Source organism: Leptospira meyeri, assembly GCF_004368965.1.
Classification (GTDB): domain Bacteria; phylum Spirochaetota; class Leptospiria; order Leptospirales; family Leptospiraceae; genus Leptospira_A; species Leptospira_A meyeri.
This window is the reverse complement of the sequence record NZ_SORO01000001.1, coordinates 341,312-363,415: the sequence shown is the minus strand read 5'-3', so window position 1 is coordinate 363,415 and position 22,104 is coordinate 341,312. Positions and strand designations below refer to the sequence as shown.

Genomic DNA, 22,104 nt, shown 5'->3' with positions numbered 1-22,104 from the left:
GCACCTTTTTAAGGTACCCGGGTTCGAAATTAAGTTCACTTTAGATTTACCAAACACAAAAGAGACTTATTTCTGAATTTCGATTTTTGTTTTTTTAGGTTCCATTTTTGGAATGGTTAATTCCAAAATTCCATTTTTCATTTTTGCAGTGGCCTTATCTGAATGAATTGCCTTGCCAATTGTAAACTTACGGTAATAGTTTCCTTCTCTATATTCCGCAAGTCTTACCTGACCACGAGATTCTTCAGAAGAAACAAATTTACCTTCCAAAATCAATTGGTCTTTTTCGATGGATATGTCTACTGAAGTTTGATCCACTCCAGGCATCTCTACAAAGAACTGAATGGTCTCTTCTGTTTCCAACACATCTACATTAGGGGAATAAACTCGAGTGGTTAACTTTTGATCTTTTCCCTCTACGGTTTCTGAAACGTTTCCGTGATTTTCTTTTGTCAGTGTATTCATAACTTATCTCCTTACCCTAGTGTGATGGATACTTTTTTAGGTTTATCTTCTTCTCTACGAGGAAGATGGATGTTTAAAATTCCATTGGTAAATTTTGCTAGGACATGTTCCGAATCGACTCGAAACGGTAATTCCAAAGTTCGATGGAATTCCCCATTAAAGATCTCACGACGAAGAACTTCGGTTCCTTCTGCTAGTTCTTCGGTCTTTTTCTTTCCATGGATCGAAAGAAGATTGTCCTTTACATTGATTTCGATTTGGTCTGGTTCGAGTCCAGGAAGTAAACAGGTTACAAGGGCCTCGTCTTCCTTTGTGTAAACATTCACTGGAGGGAAATTGGATGAGGATCCAAATTGGCTGTCCAAAATGGAACGAGTCAACTCATCGTTCAGCCTGTCAAAATCTCTCCAGAATTGATTTGCTTTGGTTTGTGGGTCTAGAATTCGGAACAACATGCTCATTCTCCTCTTTAGCACTCAAATGGTACGACTGCTATTTCGATTAGCAATCTATATCTTTGACTGCCAAATGTCAAGAATGTTTTCTATTTTAATCGTTTTTGAAAAAAAAATTTTGTCTCTTACGGAGGGCCTTGTTAGCCTGGAATCCAATGTCTATCCAAGATACCTTGAAACAGCTGGGTTTAGAAATCCCCCCAGTTCCCGCTGCACTAGCTGCCTATATTCCTTCCAAAAGGTCAGGAAACCTGATTTTTACCTCCGGACAACTTCCGCTTGTGGCAGGGAAACTACGAAAAACAGGAAAGGTTGGACGTGAGGTTAGTCTTGAGGAAGCCAAAGAAGAAGCCAAACAATGTGTTCTCAATGCCCTTGCGACAACTTTACTTCACATTGAATCTTTAGACAAAATCAAATCCATCGTCAAACTTGGAGTTTTTGTTGCAGGAACACCGGAATTCACCGAACAACACTTAGTTGCAAATGGTGCTTCAGAACTTCTTGGTGCCATTTTTGGAGACAAAGGGAAACATGCGCGTTTTGCCATTGGTGTGAGTTCTCTTCCTCTAGATGCTAGTGTGGAATTGGAAATGGTCGCAGAAGTAGAATGACAAATTCCCTTTTTTCCAAATGTTTTGATTTGATTCTGTTTTTAAAAGAAGCTTTGTTGTTTGTCCCTGACTTAATTTTAGCTTGGTGGCATTTAACAAAGAAAATATTTTTAACACTCTACAGGTATTGGAATCATAAGATATTCTTTGATAAGATATTTTTTATCTTTTTATTCCTACAACTTCTCTTTTCTGTCCTTCCATGGTTTTCCTACCATATTCGATTTTTTGAATTAGAAGAATCGATTTCCCTTGGACCTAAGTTAAATTCAGTGTTTATTCTTCTCGCTCTTCTCAATTTTTTCTTTTTGGGATTTTGGAAATCATCTTGGACAAGGATATGGTTTTTTGCGAGCCAAATGATATCGATTGTATTTGTGATTTGGGGATACTTAGACCCTAAACGTTATTTTTACGACTTTGTCAAACCAGAGGAAGTTGGTCTGGGACTGCCCTTTTACTTATTTTTAGGATCGGTATTCGGTGCCTTTGTATTCGGATACCTTACCTTTAAAAGAGAAGATGAAGTTCTAGTAAGGTTTTAAATAGCTTAAAGAACGAAAGAAATAGGCTTATACCCAATGGTAATTCAAGAAACTTCTTCTCATTTTGAGCTTACTCATTCGCTTCCAGAATTTCCAAAACGGCCTTTCCTTGTTTTTCTATCACATCCACAAGGTAACGAGTTCCCTTATCTTTTTGGAAAAGGATTTTTTTAGAAAGAGGTTTTCCTATTTCTGTATTGAGTAATCTTTGGATGGGTCTTGCACCCATTGCTTTGTCATAACCGGTTTCAGCCAAATGGCGTACCGCTTTCCCTGACAATTCTAAATGAATTCCTTTTTCATTTGCCTTTGCTTGCAAAGTACGGAACATACGTTTTACCACGAGCTCTACTACCGGAATGGAGAGCGCCCCAAATTCCACAACGGCAGTGAGTCGGTTCCGAAACTCGGGTGTAAATGTCCTTTCTATTGCCTTCAGTGAACGATCATCATACTGATCGGTTTCAAATCCAAGTAGAGGTTTCGCACTTTCCTGGGCACCAGTATTTGTGGTTAAGATGAGGATCACATTCCGAAAATCTGCCTTTTTGCCAGTGCTATCGGTCAGTGTAGCATGGTCCATCACCTGTAATAAAATATTATAAATATCTTCATGTGCCTTTTCAATTTCATCGAATAACAAAACACAGTGGGGATTTTTGGTTATAGCATCTGTGAGTTGACCACCTTGGTCATAACCTACATATCCCGGCGGACTTCCAATCAGACGCGATACTGAATGTTTTTCCATGTATTCGCTCATATCAAAACGAAGAAACTCCACTCCCATTTTTTCGGCCAAAGTTTTTGCCACTTCGGTTTTACCCACACCCGTCGGGCCAACAAAAAGAAAACTACCGATTGGTTTTCCTTCATCACTGAGGCCTGACCTTGAATAATGGATGGCATCTACCACCTGTTCGATGGCATGGTCTTGACCAAACACTATGGACTTTATTTCCGAATCCAGATGTTCTAATTTCTTTTTATCGTCAGCTTTTACTGTTTTTTCGGGGATTTTTGCAATTTTTGCAACTAGAGATTCAATTTCTAAAATCCCCACCTGTTTTTTGACCTTTTCTTTTTTCTCATCGCGTAACTTCACAAAGGCGCCAGATTCATCCATCAAATCAATGGCTTTGTCTGGTAAAAAACGATCCCTAAGATGTAAACTGGATAAGTCAACACAAGCCTCGATGGCTTTGGCACTGTAGGTGACTCCGTGAAAGGATTCGTACTTTGGTTTGAGGCCTTTTAGAATTTCGATCGCATCTTCTCTGGAAGGTTCCGTAACTTCAATTTTTTGAAACCTTCTGGAAAGGGCATGGTCCTTTTCAAAAATTGATTTATATTCTTTGTATGTGGTAGTTCCAATGCATTTGAGTTCACCGTTGGCAAGGGCCGGTTTCATCAAATTGGAAGCGTCTAAACTTCCGCCTGAAACAGCTCCGGCACCGACAATCGTATGGATTTCATCTACAAAGATAATTCGTTCTGGTTTCCCGACTACTTCTTGTAAGATGGCTTTCAAACGTTCCTCAAATTCTCCACGGAATTTGGTTCCTGCCATCACAAGTCCCATATCCAAAGAATAAATTTCCAAACCTCGTAAACTTTTTGGAACAAGACCCTTGACAACTCGTTCGGCGATACCTTCCACAATGGACGTTTTTCCCACTCCAGCCTCTCCCACAAAAATTGGGTTATTTTTTCTTCTACGAGATAAAATATGAATGGTCCTTTCGATTTCAATTTCCCGACCAATACAAGGGTCTAATTTTCCTAACCTTGCTCTTTCTGTTAGATTGACACAAAACTTTTCCAATGCGGATTTACGGGAACCAGTCTCTCCTTCTTCTGGTTCGATTTCTTCCGTAAAATTTAGTTCTTCTGGTTCGGATTCTTTTTTGATTCCATGCGAGATATATTTAATCACATCAAGGCGGTTGACTTCTTGTTTGGCCAAAAGGTAGAAGGCTTGGCTGTCTTCTTCTCTGAAAAGTGCCACGAGTACATTGTTTCCATCCACTTCCTCTTTACCAGAATTTTGGACATGAAAAGCGGCAAACTGAATCACAAACTGCACACCGACAGTGTATCTTGGTTGGATTTTTAAATCGGGAACGGCGATAGTGGAAAGATCTTCCTCAAAGTATTCGGTGAGATCCTTACGAAGAAGGTCCAAATCACATCCGACATGGATCAAAACTTCTTTTGTTTTTTCATTGAAAGTCAGACCATATAACAAGTGCTCCAATGTAATAAATTCGTGATGGTATTTACTTGCTTCTTTACCCGCAAGCTCTAAGGTTTTTTCTAAGTCTAAGGAAAGGTTCATTCGTCCTCCTCTTTTGCCAATTGGCATTGTAATGGATGTCCCGCATCGTCCGCAAGTTTATGCACTTCCGCAACCTTTGTTCTTGCTATGTCCAAAGAATACACCCCACAAACGGCAGAGCCCGAAGTATGAGCTTTCCACATAATTTGACGAGATTCTTCCATCGATTTCCGAAATACATTGGCTAGTACATAGACTACAAATTCCTGGGGTGTGTAGTCATCGTTGATGAGAATCACCTTATACCGGTCAGGTTTTTTTAATTTTTTTTTCTGTTTCTCTCTTTCGAGAAGTTCAACGTTCATATCGGTATAAGATTTACGTTTTGGATCTGACATTAGGTTCCCTCCCGAAGCGATTTAATGGGAGATTGAGAATTATAAGCGGAAATATTTTCCCGCTCCATCACAATCTCTCGTTCCAAATAGGATTCGATGGCCGCTCTGCCCTGTTCATTGTAAATATGATGTAAACTATACATAGGGACCGCTTCATAACCTCTGAGAAATTTATGTTCCCCTTGAGCACCGGCCTCCACTCGTTCCATTTTATGTTCAATTGCAAAATCAATCAATCGGTAATAACAACACTCAAAATGTAAATTGGGAATATGCTCCAAAGCTCCCCAATACCTTCCGAATAAAAACCCGTCTCGAAAAACATTCCAACTTCCACCCACTGGTTTCCCAGACGGATCCGTTGCCAAAACAAGAACTAAACGATGCCGAAAGTTTCGATGCATTTCCAAAAAGAACTTTCGGTTTAAATATGCCTGACCCCATTTTTTAGAATGTGTGTCTTGATAAAACGTAAAAAATATATGAGCATGGTCCTCGGTAATCTGGTCACCGGTAAGGGTTTGGATGATAAGACCCGATTCAGAAATTTTCCTTCGTTCTTGGCGGATGGTTTTTCTACGGTCTTTTACAAGAGTGGATAAAAAATCATCAAAATTCGCAAAACCTTTATTAAACCAGTGGTATTGGTGAGAAAGTCTTGGCGCAAAGGAATTTTGAATTCCTAACATTTGTTCATTTTCTTTACAAAACAAAATATGAACAGAAGATGTTTCTTTTTCCTTTCCAAATTCCAAAAGCCTTTGCAAAAGAAGAGAACCTAAAGAATTTCTTTCAGTGTCGTTTAGAACTGCGGAAAATAAAATTCGATTCCCTGTCACTGGTGTGAAAGGAACGGCTACCGTCAATTTTGGATAATAGGGAATTCCTGCTCGGTGAAAAGCATTGGCCCACTGGAAATCAAAAATATATTCGCCATAGGAATCATTCCGAAGGTAGGCAGGAAGAACTCCCAACAAAACCTCATTTCTTCTTGCGAAAACAATTATCGGGTTCCAATCTCCATTCCCAATACAACCGGCATTTTCTAACCCAGATAGAAATTCATATTCTTGAAAAACGGAATCTGGTGGTACAAGAAGATTCCACTCTTCTCGCGTAAAGTCCCGAAAACTTTGGGAAATTTTTATCTCAAACGATTCACTCAATGTAGATCTTAGACTCTAATTGACCGCATCTTGTTTGTTTTGTTTTTTCCGAATATGGTCAAGAAGCCTTTGTAAACTTGGATTTTCAGGATCCAATTCCAAAGCAGAACTTAAAATATTTTCTGCACGAGAAAAGTTCTTATCTGCCAAGTAAGTCTGCCCCAGGTTGATCAAATTTTTGACATGATTGGGATCACGAAGGCGAACCCTTTCTCCAAAATCAATTGCTGTTTTGATATCGGCTACCTTACGGGCACAAAAAGCCGTGATGTACATTATCTCCGTATCCATTGGTTTTAGCAGACTATAGTCTTTGGCCATTTTTTTGGCATTTCCATAGTCTTTGAGTTTTAAATAAAGTTGGATGAATTTCTTTTTGATCTCGGGAATGTTTTCCTCCAAAGAATTTGCTTTTTCTAAATACGAGACTGCCTCTTGCAGATCTGAAGATTCACTCGCCTCTTTTGCTTTGTGTAAAAGCGATTGAATTTCCTTTAGCCTTTCTTTCTCGATTTTGAAACGTTCTTTTTCTTCGATAAAAGAAACTCTTAAAAGTGATAAGTCGTCCGTAAGGCTTCCGTACTTACGCAGTTCTTCATAAATCCGATCCAAATCTCCTTTTCCCGATTCCACAACTCTAAGAAAAAGTCTTTCGTCTTCATTGATGACTCGTTTTCCGTCTTCGGTATGTGAAATGAGCAAATCATCTCTTCCATCCGATCCAGCCAGTAGAACATCTCCTGCTTCCAGTTGAAATGTTTTGATATATAAATTTCCTTGTACTCCTGAAGTTCCAAGTTTACGAAACATAAGTTCGTTTTCGATAAAACTTGCAATTCCGTCTCGATACAAAACCATCCAAGGGTGCTCTGCATTAATAAAATACAAAAGACCTGTTTCATTATCAATGAGCCCAAGCACTAATGAAACAAGCATCGAACCATCAAAACCTTCAAAGATTTTATGAAGTTCTAAAAAGGTGTTTTTGATCCAACGTTCAGGATATGTATTTCGAGCTTCACTTAAAAGCTGAGTGCGAGTGATGATCGATTCAAAAACAGAACCAAGGACAAGCGCTCCTCCAGCACCTTGCATGGATTTACCCATTGCGTCTGCATTTAAAAACACTGTATAAGAACGATTGTTTAAAAAAATCTGATTGGCAATATTCAAATCCCCACCAATTTCTTTTTCATACTGACGAAAGGTAAATTTTTTCTTTTGTTCCAAGAGAAAGTCCACTTGTACATTGTCGTGATTGGCATGATTGGCATGGAAGGGTTGCAAAAGAAGAGATGTTAAAAAATAATCCCCGTCTTGTTGGTGTTTAAGAGATTGCACTTCTTTTAAAGAATTTTCCAATTCCTTGGTTCTCTCTTGAACTTTTAATTCTAATTGGTCCGCATACTGTTGCAGTTTTTTTCTGGCAGCTTGGATGGAACGAACCATTCGATTGAAGGACCTCGCCATAAATCCAATATCATCTTCCACGTGTACGGTAAGGCGATATTCTAAATTTCCTGAATTTACTTCGGTTAAACCTTCGATAATTTGTTCAATCGGACGAAGAAGAGCAATTAAGAAGAATAAACGATATCCAAAAATCACAAGGAAAGCCAGAGACAAAACACCGATGATCCAAGGAAGTGTGACTTCTTCTTGGAATTCCCGGTAATCCAAATAAGGATAACCCACTTCATGGATTAGGCCTTTTTCTTTATCTACTACCAAATAACTTACGTAAAACGAATATTGAGGATTGTTTTCGGAAAATTTAACGCGACCTCTGTAATTTCTATCTCCATGGTTTGGCATAGGGGAAAACATTTGATCGAGGACTTCGGACTTTTTGTCTTCAGGAATGTCCGTCGCAAGAACTGCACGCGCAGCTCCATAAAAACCAGAAAGGGGTCCATCTTTTTTTCTAACCAATGACTCTGCCCCTTCGGAAAAATTTTTCACGGGGATTTCTCTTAATTTATTTCTCGTATAGAGGATTTTACGTTTTTCAGATTCCAGTTCTTGGATTAGAAGTTCCGGGCTAGCCACTTGATCCACTGTCAAAAGTCGCTTGATCTCAGCCGCATAACCTTTGCTAGACTCTGGTAACTTCAAAAACAGACGATTTGTTTTTTCTTTCCAATCGGAACTTTGTTTGTAGGAAAGGATGGTTTCCAAAGCCCAGGAATTCCAATATTCGGATTGGTAACCTTCTGGATCCACAGATGTTTCTTCAATTCCGTTTTTACGGACAAACTCTTTCTCGTTAATATCATAGGTAAAATGGAAACTTGGAACTTGGTCTGTTTCGAGTCCTGCAATATAATTTTTTGCTCTCGCCGTATGTAACATATCATAATTTGATTCAGACTGCTGGATGACAGAATAGGCAACGAGCTGGAGAACAAGCAAAAAGGAAGCGAGAGATATTCCAATGATCCGAGAAATGATCGTAGTTTTGTCTTTTGTATTATTGATATAAACAACATTCGCCACAAAAAGCCCAACAACAAGAACAAGGTCTGTAATCGTTTGATAGATACCTCTACCGATAGCACCATCTCTCGATTGTGCATTCATAATTCCTGGAATGATCGTCACAAGGATAAAGGCAATGAGAATGCTAGCTGTTGCAAACCTCGACTCTTTTGGCATTTTGAATATCTGCAAGATTCCAACTAGGGAAAAGGTCACAAAAAAAATCAAAACTATGAGTGCATAGGTTTTGTAAAAAACCGGAACAGGAAAATCCCAATAATGACCACTAAAGAAAAACAACCTACCGGCTGTTAAACTAATATAAACAAAATATCCTGTGACAGTAACAACAATTAAGTTCATGAACCAAAAAAGGTATTTTTTTAATCGGGGAAAATATACTTCTGGGTAACTTAAAAAGAAGCTCGTTAAATAGGAAGCTCCTGCCATGGCCCCGATGATGACAAACCAACGCATATATGCGGAGGCTGGTCCCATAAAGGAAAAGTTAATCATATAACCAAAATGGAATAAACCAAGCCACAGAGTTCCCATTCCCAATCGGTAGGTGGCCTCTGATTTTTCTTTTACCGTCAAAAAAAATTGTGCATTGTAAAATGTAAAAATAACACCGACAAGAGAGCCGAATGTATAAAAATCAAACGCTATATTTCCCCAAGAGTTCATGGGTGAAAACCCTAACAGAAAATCATATCATGTCAACTTTGTATTTCTTTTCTTCCTAATTTGGTATAGAAAGTATAAAAATAAACAAATCACAAGAATTCCGATGGTTTGATTGTAGTATGATAACATAACAACGATTTGGTTCCAATTGGATCCTAACATGGAACCTCCTGAAAGTAGAAGCCCACACCAAATCGAGATCGCCAAGGAGTATAAAAGGACAAATTTAATGACGTTCATTTTGGACATACCCGCAACAATGGAGACAAAAAACCGAATCCCTGCCGAAAACCGAGATAAAAGGACCACAATCACTTCGTGCCTTCGGAACCAAACCAGAGTCTTATGCAAATTCTCTTCTTGGTAAACTGCGGACAAAAAAGGAAACTTGGATCGTTTTAGAAATTCTAAGATCCTTTCCCCAAAAAAATACATGGCCAGAGCCCCAAGAAGGTTTCCCAGGTAGGTTGCCCAGATGATCGAAGATAAGGAAAGAGAAGCACCTGGACTCGATGATAAAAACCCAGAAAAGACTGTGACCGTATCTCCAGGCCAAGGAGGGAAAATATTTTCGAGAAAGTTAGAAAAACAAAAAAAGGCCCAAAGTACAGCAGGGGGCAATGCAAGGATCTGATTCAAAAACGCGTTAAATTCTAAGAAATCCAGCACAAAAGAAAAGGATATGTTTCCAAACCAGATGGCAACAAAGATTTAAAAAAATGAATGGAAGGAATCACTAGTTTCACATTTGCTTTCCCTAATGCTTCGATTTTTGCCTATTTTACTTCTTGTTCTCTGGGAATGTCGCCCGGTTCCTCAAACCGAGATCTATCGATTTGATCAAATTATTGTGACGAAATACCCGACAAATGCTCCACCAGCTTTTCCTCAGTCCTTTTTTCCTGATAAGGCACAATTACTCCAATCAAGCGAATACAAAACAAGTCACATCCATACAAAAGAAGCAACGTTACTGATGGAATCAGAAGAAAGTTTAGAGATGATTCAAAAAAGAATCGAGACAAGAGCCGCACAAGGCGATTGGAAATTGATCGAAAAAAGTGAAAAAAATGGTGAGATTTCTTACTTACTAGAAGGTTTCATTAAAAAATCACTTTCCATCATTGTCTCCACAACTGGAACAAATACAAATTACATTCGATTCTATTTTAGAAAACATTCTAGTTATTAAAAATGAATTGGATTAAAAATAAAAACGAAACGATCGTATACCTACTACTCGGTGCGATTTTTTTAGGAACCTGTCTTACTTTATTCTTTGTTTTCAAGCCCTTCCTTTGGGCGAGTTTCCTTGCTTTACTATTTTACCTCACCACAAGGAAAACTCATAAAAAACTAAAGAATCTTTTAGGTGTCAAGTTTCATGGATTATCACCCTATATCATGGTCATTCTGATGCTTGCGGGAGTATTTATCCCGTCCTATCTCATTCTATCTACTTTGATAAGAGAATCATTAAACTTAGTTAGCTATATTAGAAACCAACTCACCGAAGAATCTATTGTGGCATTATTACTCAACAGTCCAATGTTGACAGATTTTTTTACTGAAAATGAATTCTTTTGGATCAAACTTCCGCTGATGTACCGAGAATACGTCGGCCAACATATGGATATTCTTAATTTAGATTCCATTTATAGTTTATTAAAAAACTCATCAGGTTTTTTACTTGGTTCATTTGAAGTTCCTGGTGCCATCATCTTCAATGCATTTTTTACGTTTATTTTACTTTTCTTTTTATATAAAGAGGGAAGCCGGATGGAACACGGGCTTTTTGTTTTGTTACCATTCCCAACAGAAATAGAAGAGAGATTAGGAAGGAGAATTGAGGAAGCCATTCGTACGGTAATGATGGGAAACCTTTTTATTTCCTTATTACAAGGGGCCCTTATCTATGTTTTGTTACTTTTTACTTCGGTTTCGAATAAGTTTTTACTTTCTAGCATTGCTACAATTTTTTCATTAATCCCTGTGGTGGGAACATCTGTTGTATGGTTACCGATTGGACTTTATATAGGTCTAGTCCAAGAAAATTGGACCGGTAGTATTCTTTTTATGATAGCAGGTGGGGCAAGTTATTTGATTCTAGAAAACTTAGTAAAACCAAAAATTTTAGACAAAAAACTAAAAACTCATCCATTTTTAATTTTTCTCTCTCTTATTGGCGGATTACAAGAGTTTGGTGTTGCAGGGATCATCATTGGACCTATGGCTTTAACCCTTGTCATCATCTTATGGGACTTTTGGAAAATCTTTAGAGAAACTCGTTTTCAGACTACTTAAATGGAAACAGTTGATTCATCCCTCAGTGTCAGTGAAGTCAATCGGCTGATCAAAGCCAAACTTCAAGATTCACCTGAATTCAAGAATATTTGGATTCGGGGAGAAATCTCAAACCATTCCCAAACTAATAGTTCGGGGCATATGTATTTCTCTCTGAAAGATACGGCAAGTGTTATCAAGTGTGCCTTCTTTTCCTTCCAAGCCAAAAACTATAAAGGGACTCCCCTTCGCAATGGAATGGAGATTTTAGTTTATGGCTCTGTCTCTGTGTATGAACCTGGTGGTTATTATAGCATAACCGTTCAAAAGATTGAAGAAATTGGTGAAGGAGACATCCTTTTAAAAATTGAGAAACTGAAAAAGAGCCTACATGAAAAGGGAATTTTTGATTTGAACCACAAACGCCCTCTTCCAAAATTTCCGAAACGTCTCGGCATTGTCACTTCTCCTAAGGGTGCAGCCGTTGAAGACATCATTCGGATTGCCACAGACCTCAATCCTTCCATTCAAATTTTAGTTTCACCATGCCTTGTCCAAGGGGATGGTGCTGAGAGTTCAATCATAGAAGCCATCAGAGAAATCAATGATCCGAAATGGGAAGTGGATGTGATCATTGCGGGTCGGGGCGGTGGGTCATTTGAAGATCTAATGGCATTTAACCAAGAAGCAGTGGTTATGGCATATTACAATTCTCGAATACCGATTATCTCCGCAGTGGGTCATGAAATAGACCGAGTACTCACAGACCTAGCAGCCGATGCCACAACGCCTACTCCAACCGCTGCCGCAAAACTTGCCATCCCCAATGTATCGGATACCCTTATCCGTTTGGATGAAATGGAAGAGAGACTTAAAGCAGCACTGAACGGTGTCGTACGTCTGGGAAAGGAAAAATGGGCCGGAATTGTTGGAAGGCCTGTATTTCAAAATCCTAAAACTCTCTTAGAGGTAAGATCCACAGCTCTCGACGAACTGATGACAAAGATCTCTCTCCTAGGAAAAAACTATTTGGTACGCAAACAAAGTGAATTCCAAAAGTTTGATACCTTATCGCAGAACTGGAAATCTTATTTAGAACGAATTCAAAATAAATTTACGCTCGCAGAACAACGATTAATTCATTTTTCTCCTCTTGGAACTTTACAAAGGGGATATTCTGTGGTTCGAAACCAAGACAAACAAGTTATTTCCTCCATTCATAAAATCAAAGAAAATGAAAATTTGGAAGTTTTTCTTTCTGATGGAAAACTTCTCGTAGAAGTAAAAGAAAAAATATAGGAATCCCCATGGTAGAGAAAAAGACAATTAGTTTTGAAGAAGCACTTCGTGAATTAGAAGACATTGCAGAAAAATTAGAACGAGGGACTCTTTCTTTAGAAGAATCCATCAAAGCCTACGAAAGAGGAATGGAACTAAAAAAGGTTTGTTCGGAAAGATTGGTAGATGCAGAGGCAAAAATTGAATTTTTATCGAAGGCTCCCAGTGGTGAAATTGTAAAAGCATCAGTGAAAAAAAAGAAAGATGAAAGTCCTTCGAAACCAGTGGAAGAAGATCTATTTTAAAGAATGAATTTCCAAGCTGCATTTATCATTGGTTACCTTTTTATTACGATTGCGATTGGAGTTTATGCGGCAAAAAAAGTAAAAAATTCCAAAGACTTTATTTTAGCCGGCAGAAGTTTACCCCTTCCCATTTCCACTGCTGCTTTATTTGCCACTTGGTTTGGAAGTGAAACCATTCTTGGTTCATCCGTAGAATTTGCAAAAGGAGGATTTTTAGCAGTCATCCAAGATCCGTTTGGTGGAGCTCTTTGTCTTTTTCTGCTTGGACTCGTTTTTGCAAAGTATCTCTATCGAATGCAAATCCTTACCTTCGGTGACTTCTATCGAAACCGATATGGAAAAAAAATGGAGTTTATCGCTGGGATCTGCCTGATTTTTTCCTATTTCGGTTGGGTCGCAGCGCAATTTGTGGCCCTCGGCATTATGGTACAAATTTTATTTGGGATCAACCAATTCACTGCCATTGTGATTGGAGCCTGTCTTGTTGTTTTTTATACATATTTAGGCGGTATGTGGTCTGTTTCTTTGACCGATTTTTTCCAATCGATCTCGATCATCATAGGTCTAGTTTTTGTCTTATATGAGTTAAATGGTGTAAAATCCATTTGGTCAAGCATCCAAGAAAAACCAGATGGGTTCTTTCGTTTTTTTCCAGAATCCAATTACCATGCTTGGACTTTGTATTTATCTGCTTGGATGGTAGTTGGGTTTGGATCATTACCGCAACAGGATATTTTTCAAAGGGTGATGTCTGCTAAATCCGAAAAAGTGGCCATTCGAGCATCTTACTTATCTTCCTTTTTTTATTTACTCTTCGCACTCATCCCCCTTTTTTTAGGTCTTCATGCCAAAAGTTTAATCCCAAATTTTGATTTAAATTCGGAAACAGGACAACTTCTCATTCCAACTATGATTTCCAAGTTTTCCAGTCCATGGATTCAGGTGTTATTTTTTTCTGCACTCATTTCTGCCATCCTTTCCACTGCATCAGGAGCCATTCTTGCACCTTCTTCTATATTATCTGAGAATATTCTAAAATACGCATTCAAAGATATGAATGATAAAAAGTTACTCCTGCTTTCTAGAACTTCCGTTCTCATCATTGCAGGCATTTCCTTTTTACTTGCCGTGGGAAAACCTTCCATTTATGCTCTTGTGGAAGACTCAGGAGGAATCTCTCTTGTGACTCTGTTTATTCCAATGGTATTTGGACTGATGAGCCAAAAGGCAGATGAAAGATCTGCGCTTTTTTCTTTACTCGTGGGGATTGTTACCTGGCTTATTTTGGAAGTTTATGGTGACGATATGACTAGCCATTTTTATGGAACGATTGCAAGCCTTATCGCCATCCTAATTGGAATGTATATTTTTCCTAAGAAAGAGCAAGTCGCAGAAGCCAAGTAAAAACTTCTTTCATCTCAATCCCGAGTGCCTTTGCTTGTTGGGGGATGAGACTTGTCCCCGTCATTCCAGGAAGTGTATTGGTTTCCAAAACATAAGGCACTCCATCGCTAATGATAAAATCAGTTCGTGAGTAACCTTTGCAACCAAGCACCTCATGGCATTTCAAAGTATACTCTTGTAGTTTTTTTGTGATCGTATCCCCTACTGGTGCTGGGGTAATTTCTTCACTTCCACCTTTGGTATATTTGGCTTCAAAATCAAAAAATTCAGATTTGGGACGAATCTCAGTTGGAACGAGAGCAAATGGAATTCTTTTTTCTCCTTCCTTTTTTTCAAGAACTCCAATAGAGACTTCCGTTCCCGAAATTAGTTTTTGGATGAGGACTCTATCTTCCGAAACAAAAATTTTATCAATGAGAAGCATCGCTTCCTCGGGAGTTTTTGCCATTCCCGTATTGACACTCGAACCACCAAGCGTTGGTTTGATGAAGACTGGGAATTCAAAAGGTAAGTTTAAAACAATTTTCCTAGCATCCGATTTTCCTTTTTCTAAATCCACAAAAGGTGCCACGGGTATTCCGATCGTTTGGAATAAAAGATTGGCCCTGTATTTATCCATAGCAAGAGCAGAAGCCAAAACCCCTGATCCAGTATGCGGAATTTCTAATACATCCAAAAATCCTTGGATTCTACCATCTTCGCCAGCACCACCATGTAACCCCAAAAAGGCGGCCTGAAATCCATGTCCTAGTAAACCCGCACCAGAAGATGGATTGGTAATCCCGTTTACTGAAGAAAATTCATTCAGAAATTCTATTTCTGATATGCCTGAAGGATCTGGATACACTGGATCCTTCCCATCCGGTATCCAAAATTTTCCTGATTGGTCAATATAAACCGGACAAACTTGGTATTTTTCCCGATCAATTGTATTGAAAATGAAATAAGAAGAACGAATGGAGATAATATGTTCCCCGGAGATACCCCCGAAAAGCAGTGCGATTTTGGTTTGGATCATGAAATCACTTGATTCCTTTTATAGAAACTTGAAGATATTGAAATTACGTGGATTCCCGCTTTAAAATTCAATTCGGAATTGTTTTTTGTCTCTTCTTTCTCAGTTCCTCAGTTTTTGCCAAACTACCCAATTCCTTCACGGAGGATATCAAGTCTGATTACCACCAATTTTGGTTTTTATATGAATCAGAAAAACGGGGCCGACAAAGTTATTTAGCATTCCGTCCATTTTACTTGGGTTTCCAAGATAAAACTTATGCCTTTCGCTTTAAAAGTTATCTCTCCCCATTTTATTACAAAGAAGAAACCAACTACTGGTATACCTGGTCCTCCTTGTTTTTCTTTAGTGGGACAGGATTCAAACATGAAGAAGGTGACGAAGATGAGGATATCCTCTTCACTCCCCTTTTCATTTGGGGGAAAGGTGAGTCACAAAGGGAAAACTATTTCAGTGTTTTTCCCATCTATGGAAAAATCAGAAACAAACTCTCTTACCAGGAACTAAGTTATGTTCTATTTCCAGTATATTCTGAATGGAAATACAAAACCTACGATGCAAAGTCCATCCTTTGGCCGTTGGTAATGTGGGGAGGTTCGGAAACAAGAAGTGACTTTCGTATTTTCCCAATTTATTCAAAAAAAGAAAATGAAGGGAAGTACAAACGACAGTCCTTTCTTTGGCCTTTTTTCCAATGGGGGGAAGAAAGATTGGATAAAAAGGAACCAACTTCGTATTCTATTTTTTTCCCTCTCTATAATAGTAAGGATTCTAGAGATGGGAATATGAAAAGTAGAGCCTACCTTTGGTTTCCCATTTTGAATTCTTTATTCTCTTATGGGTATGACAAAAAAACAGGACAAACCAACTACACTGCTCTTTTTATTTTTTTCCAATATACAACTTCCGAAAAAAAAGATACGGAAAAACTTGTATTTTTCCCATTTTACGGATATTCTTACTTTGCTAATAAAGAAGCAGAGTTTGTAACTCCATTTTACATTCGTTTGTCGCAAAATACCTCACACTTAAAAGCCACCTCTCATTTTTTATTACCTTTTTATTCCCATATGAAAAGTGAATATGTCCAAACAGGTAGAGAAGATTATTACTTAAAACTGTGGCCACTATTTCGTTATCATAAAGATGCCGATGGAAATTTTGGATGGAATACCCTTGCCATTATCCCAGTTCGCTTTGAAGTGATGGAAGATGTTTGGGAACCGATCTTTTCTATTGTAGAATACAAAAGATCTTCCAATGGAGAAAAACGTTTGCATTTAATTACAAGACTTTACTCGCATCGTTGGACAGAGGAAGAAACACATATCCACATTCCCTTACTCGTAGAGTATTCCAAATCTCCAACTGGATTTCGGTATGATTTCCTTTACGGATTTTTTGGAATTGATACCCGAGATACAAAAAATAAATTCAAACTCCTCTGGTGGGAACTATGAAACGTATTTATTCCAAAACCTTGGAACCTTTTCTCTACGCCGTTGGTTACACTGTCCTTCTTCTATTTCGCGCTGCAGGACAATCTCACCACCTATATTTCAAGAGAAAAGAGATCTTAGAACAAATGTTTATCGCAGGTGTTGGTTCTTTGTTTGTTGTCTCCATTGTTTCTGTTTTCACTGGAATGATCCTTGGACTCAACACCGGCCTTGGACTCCGCGACTTTGGAGCAGAAGGCCAGATCGGACTTTTACTTACCATCACACTCACTCGTGAGATGTCTCCTTTTATGACTTCTCTCATCTTGGCCGCTTCTGTTGGTTCGGCAATGGCTGCTGAGATCGGAACGATGAAAGTTTCGGAGGAAATCGATGCTTTGGAAGTGATGTCAATCAGTCCGATTAGATATCTTGTTCTACCAAGAATTGTTGGCTTTTCAATTATGGTTCCTGTCCTATGTGTATATTCCGCCGCATTAGGAATCTTAGGTGGCGGAATTGTAGGACATTTCCAACTGGGAATTGATATGATCAGTTATTTTCAAGATGTTTATTACCGAATATCCTCTGTTCCTGGTTTAAAGGATTTATACGTGGGCCTTCTGAAAGGTTATGTATTTGGTCTTTCGATCTCCACCATATCCTGTAGCCAAGGACTTAGAACCGAAGGTGGAGCCATCGGTGTAGGGCAAACCACAAGAAAGGCAGTGGTCACCTCCTTTCTTATGGTCATTTTTTCTGGTTATGTGCTCACCGCTTTATTTTATAAATGAAGGAAATTATGGAACCCTTTGCCATTGAAATGAAAAACGTCCATAAAGCTTTCGGTAAACGAAAGATCTTACAAGGAATGAACTTAACCGTCAAACAAGGCGAAACAATGGTAATCCTTGGACCTTCTGGAACAGGAAAATCAGTCAGTCTCAAACATATCACTGGACTTCTTGATCCAGACGAAGGAGATTGTCAGATTTTTGGTGAGTCCATCGTCAAAGCGAGCGAAAAGAAAAAAGAGGAACTTAGATCCAAACTGGGAGTGTTATTCCAATCAGGAGCACTCATTAATTGGCTCACTGTCTATGAAAATGTAGCCCTTCCCCTCAGGGAACATAAAATTGCATCAGGAGAAGAACTGGATCGTATTGTTATGGAAAAGTTAAAATGGCTCGATTTAGTACCTGCCAAAGATACCTTACCAAGTAATATTTCAGGGGGGATGAAAAAACGTGTGGGCCTTGCACGAGCTCTCACTTCCCAACCTAAAATCGTGTTATACGATGAACCTACATCTGGTCTTGACCCGGTGATGTCCAATGTCATCAATGATTTAGTCATTCGTTTGCAAAAGGAGTTAGGTCTAACGTCCATAGTGGTCACTCACGATATGAACTCAGCCTACCGAATTGCCGACCGCATCAGTTTTCTTTATGAAGGTAAGGTACAGTTTTGTGGAACTTCAGAGGAAATCCAAAAATCAACAAATCCTGTTATCCAACAGTTCATTCATGGTAATACCGTTGGTCCGATGATTCTTGATCATTCCGAATTAAAAAAAGGAAAATCCAATTGACTTTGACCATCACTTTAGGAGAAATTTAGGGAATGCCTACCATAGGTCGTGCTCTCATCGTCGGTCTTCTTTTTATCTTTTCACTTGTGGCTGTGGGTTATTTTACCATTGTCACTGAAGGTGGGCCCTTTCAAAAATCAGGTTACCAACTCCCAGTTTACTTTCCTGATGCGGAGGGAATTAAAATAGGAAACAAAGTCACTATTCACGGGGTTCCTTTTGGTTATGTATCCAAAATCCGATTGGTACAAATTGATGAATATGGAAACCTATTGCCCGAAGGAGAAACCGGGATTGGAACGAAGGTGGAACTCACCCTTCTCTTAAAAGGTAAGGTGCAACTTTTTTCTAATTATGAAATCACGATCAAAAACGAAAGTTTACTTTCGGGTCGGGTGGTCTCTCTTGACCCAGGTTCTAAGTTTCCGGTCGATCCCAAAACCAAAGAATACATGATGGCAGAGCCTGCCCTCACCAAAGTGGAAATCTCTCCTCGGTCGGGGAAAATGATACCCATCCAAGGAAAGGTCACCCAAGATCCCCTCGTTTCTCTTTCGGAACTTATTGCAGAAAACCGATCAGACATTCGAAAAACAGTACAAAACATAGCAGGGATCACAGGAAAGATCAACGAGGGCCAAGGAACTCTCGGAAAACTCATCAATGAAAGCGACGTGCACAAATCAGTCAATACCACCCTTGGAGATGCCCAGGTGGTTTTGAAAGAACTCAGAGAAGGTTTGGAAGACACGAGAGAACAAGCACCAGTGACCAGTTTCATCCGGTCTGCTCTCAGCGCTTTCTAAGCACTAACACGTAAAATACGATCCATTTTGTAGTAAAATTCTTTAGTTTAGCGCACAAAACGGGTGCGTCACATTCCCACCACACTGTTGTAAAAAGGAGACATTTTTTTGACTTCAGGTAGCGGTTTTGGAATTGTCCCTCCCCTCTTTCCTACAAATTTGTAAGTAGGAACTGAATATGGTAACGGTGATACACAGAAAAACGATCCAAAACTCCATCACTCTCAGGGGAATTGGCGTCCATTCCGGGAAAATGGTGACATTAAGGCTCCATCCAGCGGAAGCAAATACAGGACTTATTTTTTACCTCTACAAAGGGACCCAAAAAATTCGAATTCCCGTCTCTCTCGACCATGTTGTCGACACAAGTAACGCCACTACCATAGGAGACGGAAGTTCCAACCGAGTACAAACGATCGAGCACCTTCTTGCTGCAGTCCACACCCTTGGCATAACCGATTGTATCTTTGAAATTGATTCCGTTGAAGTTCCAATTATGGATGGATCTTCCCTGCCGTTTTGGGAAGGAATCCGCTCGGCTGGGATTCGGGTTTTGGAAGAAACCATCGAACCCATTACGATTTCCAACCCAATTTGGGTTGTAGACGGAGACAAATACCTTGTTATGTTGCCCTCCGATGAACTGAAAGTCACTTATAGCATCGATTTTAACCACCCACTTCTGCGAGGACAATCCTACACAACAACCCTTGACGAATCCATATTAGGAACAGACATCCTTCCAGCCAGAACCTTTGGATTTTTGAAAGATGTGGAAGCCTTGCAAGCCCGTGGCCTTGCGATGGGTGGCTCTCTTGACAATGCGGTTGTTCTCACAGATGACGGCTATCTAAACGATACTTTACGTTACGACAACGAATGTGTTCGCCATAAAATTTTGGACCTGATTGGGGATTTGGCAGTGATGGGAAGACCATTCCGTGGCCACCTCATTGCATCCAAAGCGGGACATGCTCTAGACATCTCTCTTGCCAAATGCATTATGAGCCAAGTCACGGGAAACGAACTCACCCAGTTCAAAAGCAAACGAATTCCGCTCTTTTCTAAAAAACAAGCGGTTCGTTAGAATCCCTCTTTTTTTACTTTCCAAACGAAGCCTTACCGAAAGTATTTTTGGCAAAGGGACGGATGGAAGAAAAAACCACATTCAAAGGCATTTCCGCCTATCCAGGCACCGTATATGGAAAGGTTTTCCGTTGGAAACAAACCAAAAGGAAACGGGAAGACCGAACCGATCTTTCTCCCGATGAAATCAAAGAAGAGGTTGAACTCTTAAAAAAAGGACTAACCAAAACAGAGGAAGATCTAGCGGACCTTGTCCAAAAGTCGAAGTCGAACCGAGAACTTTCCGAAATTTTAGAATCCCAAATCGTTTTTCTCAACGACCCACTCTTTCGAGCTCGCGTTTTCGAAAGGATAGCACAAAACAACGAATCGGCGGGTCTTGCTCTTGAAACAGCCGTTAGCTCCTTATATGATGAATTCCAATCGATTCCGGATGAATTTTTCCGGGAACGGGCCGATCATATTCTAGACATTGGAAAAAGAATCGAATCCAACCTCTATCCGGATAAAGCCAGTGACCAAACAAAAATTCCCGATGATGTCATCCTAATTGCTAAAGAAATCACTCCTTCGGAGATGATCCAACTGGGGAAATGTCGGCTTCGGGGAATCGCTACTGACTTCGGAGGAAAAACAGGTCACACGGCCATCATCGCAAGAAATTATGGAATCCCAACAATCGTTGGTTTAAAAAATATCACATCACACGTAGAAGACGATGATTATATTTTATTAGATGCTACCAAAGGAATTCTCAACAGATCTCCTGGCCTCGATGAAATCAAACTTGCTGGAATCAAAAGTGATATCCATAAAGTCCAACCTGTTCGTGAAGTGAGTGACGGCCCAAAGGAAATCAAAACGAGAGATGGAAAAAAGTTTTCCCTTCGTGCCAATATAGATTCCGAAGACGAAGTAGATTTAGCTTTTGAACAAGGAGCAGATGGGATTGGTCTTGTTCGAACGGAAATTTTATTCATTCGATACGTAGAATTCAAACCCACAGAGGATGAACAATTTGCAGTTTATAAACGAATTCTACTGAAAATGGTAGGTCGTCCCGTAACGTTTCGAGTTTGGGACATTGGTGCCGATAAAATGGAAAATGGATACGAAGAAGAAAATCCGTTTCTTGGAAATAGAGGCATTCGTTACCTCCTCCGCCACCCTCATTTTTTTAAAGAACAACTCAAGGCACTTCTTCGCGCCAGTGAATTCGGAACCATGCGAATCATGTTACCGATGATAACCACTCGATCCGAAATTTTACAAACCAAAGTTTTGTTTGCAGAATGTCTGGAAGAACTAAAACAAACAGGACTTGTGATCACAAAAAAAATTCCACTTGGGATTATGGTGGAAACACCTGCTTGTGCTTTAAACTTACCTTTTCTTGGGAATCATGTTGATTTTTATAGCGTGGGAACCAATGATCTTTTACAATATTTACTCGCAGTTGAACGTAACAATCATTTGGTGGGAGACTTATACAATCCTTGGCAGGTAGTCTTTTTGTTGTTATTAAAAAACATAGCAGACGTGGCCAATTCCCAAAAGAAACCCATAAGCATCTGTGGAGAAATTGGAAGTGATCCAATGTTTACTGCAGTCCTCATTGGCCTTGGGTTTCGGGATTTGAGTTCTGCTTTACCACTGATGAGAGAAGTGGGCGAAAAAGTACAAGAGATTTCTACTTGGAAAGCAAAACTTCTTGCGGAACAAGTGATCCAACTTGCAGGGGAAGAAAAATTCGAAGAAATAGAAGCCTTGGTTTTAGAAACCAAGGGTTAGATTTTTTGTTCATCCCTTTC

Annotated in this window: 21 protein-coding genes; 13 read left to right on the top strand and 8 right to left on the bottom strand. The window is 39.4% G+C overall.

What is annotated here, in order from left to right:
* Positions 1-66: 66 nt before the first annotated feature.
* Positions 67-465 (bottom strand): Hsp20/alpha crystallin family protein, encoded by a 399-nt coding sequence (locus CLV96_RS01755; protein WP_004788479.1) that lies wholly within the window; start codon positions 463-465, stop codon positions 67-69.
* Positions 466-476: 11 nt separating this feature from the next.
* Complete coding sequence (locus CLV96_RS01750) at positions 477-920, bottom strand: Hsp20/alpha crystallin family protein (protein ID WP_004789285.1); 444 nt, start codon at positions 918-920, stop codon at positions 477-479.
* A 155-nt stretch (positions 921-1,075) separates the two neighbouring features.
* Between CLV96_RS01750 and CLV96_RS01745 the strand changes: the two genes are divergently transcribed.
* Together CLV96_RS01745 and CLV96_RS01740 are read left to right on the top strand one after the other, a co-directional pair.
* On the top strand, positions 1,076-1,534 hold the full coding sequence (locus tag CLV96_RS01745) for a RidA family protein (RefSeq protein ID WP_004788407.1): 459 nt from the start codon (positions 1,076-1,078) through the stop codon (positions 1,532-1,534).
* Positions 1,531-2,079 carry a hypothetical protein gene (locus CLV96_RS01740; protein WP_004788392.1) on the top strand — a complete coding sequence of 183 codons (549 nt, stop codon included), beginning with the start codon at positions 1,531-1,533 and terminating at the stop codon, positions 2,077-2,079. Before CLV96_RS01745 ends, CLV96_RS01740 begins: the two co-directional genes overlap by 4 nt.
* Before the next feature lie 70 nt (positions 2,080-2,149).
* Here the strand turns inward: CLV96_RS01740 and clpA are convergent, their stop codons facing one another.
* Genes clpA through CLV96_RS01715 form a run of 5 tightly spaced genes read right to left on the bottom strand, consistent with a single transcriptional unit; the run spans position 2,150 to position 9,725 of the window.
* A complete protein-coding gene (gene clpA / locus CLV96_RS01735) occupies positions 2,150-4,417 on the bottom strand; it encodes an ATP-dependent Clp protease ATP-binding subunit ClpA (RefSeq protein WP_004788711.1) in 2,268 nt (755 codons plus the stop codon).
* The gene (gene clpS / locus CLV96_RS01730) at positions 4,414-4,755 is read right to left on the bottom strand and encodes an ATP-dependent Clp protease adapter ClpS (RefSeq protein ID WP_004788539.1); all 342 of its coding nucleotides are present in this window, start codon (positions 4,753-4,755) and stop codon (positions 4,414-4,416) included. Before clpS ends, clpA begins: the two co-directional genes overlap by 4 nt.
* Positions 4,755-5,921 carry a GNAT family N-acetyltransferase gene (locus CLV96_RS01725; RefSeq protein WP_004788930.1) on the bottom strand — a complete coding sequence of 389 codons (1,167 nt, stop codon included), beginning with the start codon at positions 5,919-5,921 and terminating at the stop codon, positions 4,755-4,757. Before CLV96_RS01725 ends, clpS begins: the two co-directional genes overlap by 1 nt.
* Before the next feature lie 15 nt (positions 5,922-5,936).
* Complete coding sequence (locus CLV96_RS01720) at positions 5,937-9,086, bottom strand: PP2C family protein-serine/threonine phosphatase (RefSeq protein WP_134151833.1); 3,150 nt, start codon at positions 9,084-9,086, stop codon at positions 5,937-5,939.
* Between the two features lie 27 nt (positions 9,087-9,113).
* The gene (locus tag CLV96_RS01715; protein WP_243836383.1) at positions 9,114-9,725 is read right to left on the bottom strand and encodes a DedA family protein; all 612 of its coding nucleotides are present in this window, start codon (positions 9,723-9,725) and stop codon (positions 9,114-9,116) included.
* A 121-nt stretch (positions 9,726-9,846) separates the two neighbouring features.
* Between CLV96_RS01715 and CLV96_RS01710 the strand changes: the two genes are divergently transcribed.
* From CLV96_RS01710 to CLV96_RS01690, 5 genes are read left to right on the top strand one after another with little or no spacing between them, the layout of a single operon-like run.
* A complete protein-coding gene (locus tag CLV96_RS01710; protein ID WP_004788503.1) occupies positions 9,847-10,278 on the top strand; it encodes a hypothetical protein in 432 nt (143 codons plus the stop codon).
* Positions 10,279-10,280: 2 nt separating this feature from the next.
* Positions 10,281-11,390 carry an AI-2E family transporter gene (locus CLV96_RS01705; RefSeq protein ID WP_004788646.1) on the top strand — a complete coding sequence of 370 codons (1,110 nt, stop codon included), beginning with the start codon at positions 10,281-10,283 and terminating at the stop codon, positions 11,388-11,390.
* Positions 11,391-12,668, top strand: coding sequence for an exodeoxyribonuclease VII large subunit (xseA, locus tag CLV96_RS01700; protein WP_004788560.1), 1,278 nt, complete (start codon positions 11,391-11,393; stop codon positions 12,666-12,668).
* Positions 12,669-12,676: 8 nt separating this feature from the next.
* On the top strand, positions 12,677-12,952 hold the full coding sequence (locus CLV96_RS01695) for an exodeoxyribonuclease VII small subunit (protein ID WP_004789279.1): 276 nt from the start codon (positions 12,677-12,679) through the stop codon (positions 12,950-12,952).
* A 3-nt stretch (positions 12,953-12,955) separates the two neighbouring features.
* On the top strand, positions 12,956-14,356 hold the full coding sequence (locus CLV96_RS01690; RefSeq protein ID WP_004788420.1) for a high affinity choline transporter 1: 1,401 nt from the start codon (positions 12,956-12,958) through the stop codon (positions 14,354-14,356).
* Here CLV96_RS01690 and CLV96_RS01685 read toward each other — a convergent pair.
* Complete coding sequence (locus CLV96_RS01685) at positions 14,325-15,374, bottom strand: D-alanine--D-alanine ligase (protein WP_004788741.1); 1,050 nt, start codon at positions 15,372-15,374, stop codon at positions 14,325-14,327. The genes CLV96_RS01690 and CLV96_RS01685 overlap by 32 nt on opposite strands.
* A 47-nt stretch (positions 15,375-15,421) precedes the next feature.
* Here CLV96_RS01685 and CLV96_RS01680 point away from each other — a divergent pair, with 47 nt between their 5' ends.
* From CLV96_RS01680 to ptsP, 6 genes are all read left to right on the top strand, one after another.
* Entirely contained in the window at positions 15,422-16,831 is a 1,410-nt protein-coding gene (locus CLV96_RS01680) for a hypothetical protein (RefSeq protein ID WP_004788955.1), read from the top strand.
* Entirely contained in the window at positions 16,828-17,604 is a 777-nt protein-coding gene (locus CLV96_RS01675) for an MlaE family ABC transporter permease (RefSeq protein ID WP_004788601.1), read from the top strand. The genes CLV96_RS01680 and CLV96_RS01675 overlap by 4 nt, the downstream gene beginning before the upstream one ends.
* 8 nt (positions 17,605-17,612) lie before the next feature.
* Positions 17,613-18,401: an ABC transporter ATP-binding protein gene (locus CLV96_RS01670; protein ID WP_004788506.1), complete on the top strand. Its 789-nt coding sequence runs from the start codon at positions 17,613-17,615 to the stop codon at positions 18,399-18,401.
* Positions 18,402-18,433: 32 nt separating this feature from the next.
* On the top strand, positions 18,434-19,207 hold the full coding sequence (mce, locus tag CLV96_RS01665; RefSeq protein ID WP_134151829.1) for a mammalian cell entry protein Mce: 774 nt from the start codon (positions 18,434-18,436) through the stop codon (positions 19,205-19,207).
* A 178-nt stretch (positions 19,208-19,385) separates the two neighbouring features.
* Positions 19,386-20,294 (top strand): UDP-3-O-acyl-N-acetylglucosamine deacetylase, encoded by a 909-nt coding sequence (gene lpxC / locus CLV96_RS01660; protein WP_004788626.1) that lies wholly within the window; start codon positions 19,386-19,388, stop codon positions 20,292-20,294.
* Positions 20,295-20,356: 62 nt separating this feature from the next.
* Positions 20,357-22,084, top strand: coding sequence for a phosphoenolpyruvate--protein phosphotransferase (gene ptsP, locus CLV96_RS01655; RefSeq protein WP_040917671.1), 1,728 nt, complete (start codon positions 20,357-20,359; stop codon positions 22,082-22,084).
* Positions 22,085-22,104: the final 20 nt, after the last annotated feature.

Excerpts from the sequence above, each read along its gene's own strand:
- CLV96_RS01755 (WP_004788479.1), bottom strand. The coding sequence starts at position 465 with ATGAATACACTGACAAAAGAAAATCACGGAAACGTTTCAGAAACCGTA.
- CLV96_RS01750 (WP_004789285.1), bottom strand. The coding sequence starts at position 920 with ATGTTGTTCCGAATTCTAGACCCACAAACCAAAGCAAATCAATTCTGG.
- CLV96_RS01745 (WP_004788407.1), top strand. The coding sequence starts at position 1,076 with ATGTCTATCCAAGATACCTTGAAACAGCTGGGTTTAGAAATCCCCCCA.
- CLV96_RS01740 (WP_004788392.1), top strand. The coding sequence starts at position 1,531 with ATGACAAATTCCCTTTTTTCCAAATGTTTTGATTTGATTCTGTTTTTA.
- clpA (WP_004788711.1), bottom strand. The coding sequence starts at position 4,417 with ATGAACCTTTCCTTAGACTTAGAAAAAACCTTAGAGCTTGCGGGTAAA.
- clpS (WP_004788539.1), bottom strand. The coding sequence starts at position 4,755 with ATGTCAGATCCAAAACGTAAATCTTATACCGATATGAACGTTGAACTT.
- CLV96_RS01720 (WP_134151833.1), bottom strand. The coding sequence starts at position 9,086 with ATGAACTCTTGGGGAAATATAGCGTTTGATTTTTATACATTCGGCTCT.
- CLV96_RS01710 (WP_004788503.1), top strand. The coding sequence starts at position 9,847 with ATGCTTCGATTTTTGCCTATTTTACTTCTTGTTCTCTGGGAATGTCGC.
- CLV96_RS01705 (WP_004788646.1), top strand. The coding sequence starts at position 10,281 with ATGAATTGGATTAAAAATAAAAACGAAACGATCGTATACCTACTACTC.
- xseA (WP_004788560.1), top strand. The coding sequence starts at position 11,391 with ATGGAAACAGTTGATTCATCCCTCAGTGTCAGTGAAGTCAATCGGCTG.
- CLV96_RS01695 (WP_004789279.1), top strand. The coding sequence starts at position 12,677 with ATGGTAGAGAAAAAGACAATTAGTTTTGAAGAAGCACTTCGTGAATTA.
- CLV96_RS01690 (WP_004788420.1), top strand. The coding sequence starts at position 12,956 with ATGAATTTCCAAGCTGCATTTATCATTGGTTACCTTTTTATTACGATT.
- CLV96_RS01685 (WP_004788741.1), bottom strand. The coding sequence starts at position 15,374 with ATGATCCAAACCAAAATCGCACTGCTTTTCGGGGGTATCTCCGGGGAA.
- CLV96_RS01675 (WP_004788601.1), top strand. The coding sequence starts at position 16,828 with ATGAAACGTATTTATTCCAAAACCTTGGAACCTTTTCTCTACGCCGTT.
- CLV96_RS01670 (WP_004788506.1), top strand. The coding sequence starts at position 17,613 with ATGGAACCCTTTGCCATTGAAATGAAAAACGTCCATAAAGCTTTCGGT.
- mce (WP_134151829.1), top strand. The coding sequence starts at position 18,434 with ATGCCTACCATAGGTCGTGCTCTCATCGTCGGTCTTCTTTTTATCTTT.
- lpxC (WP_004788626.1), top strand. The coding sequence starts at position 19,386 with ATGGTAACGGTGATACACAGAAAAACGATCCAAAACTCCATCACTCTC.
- ptsP (WP_040917671.1), top strand. The coding sequence starts at position 20,357 with ATGGAAGAAAAAACCACATTCAAAGGCATTTCCGCCTATCCAGGCACC.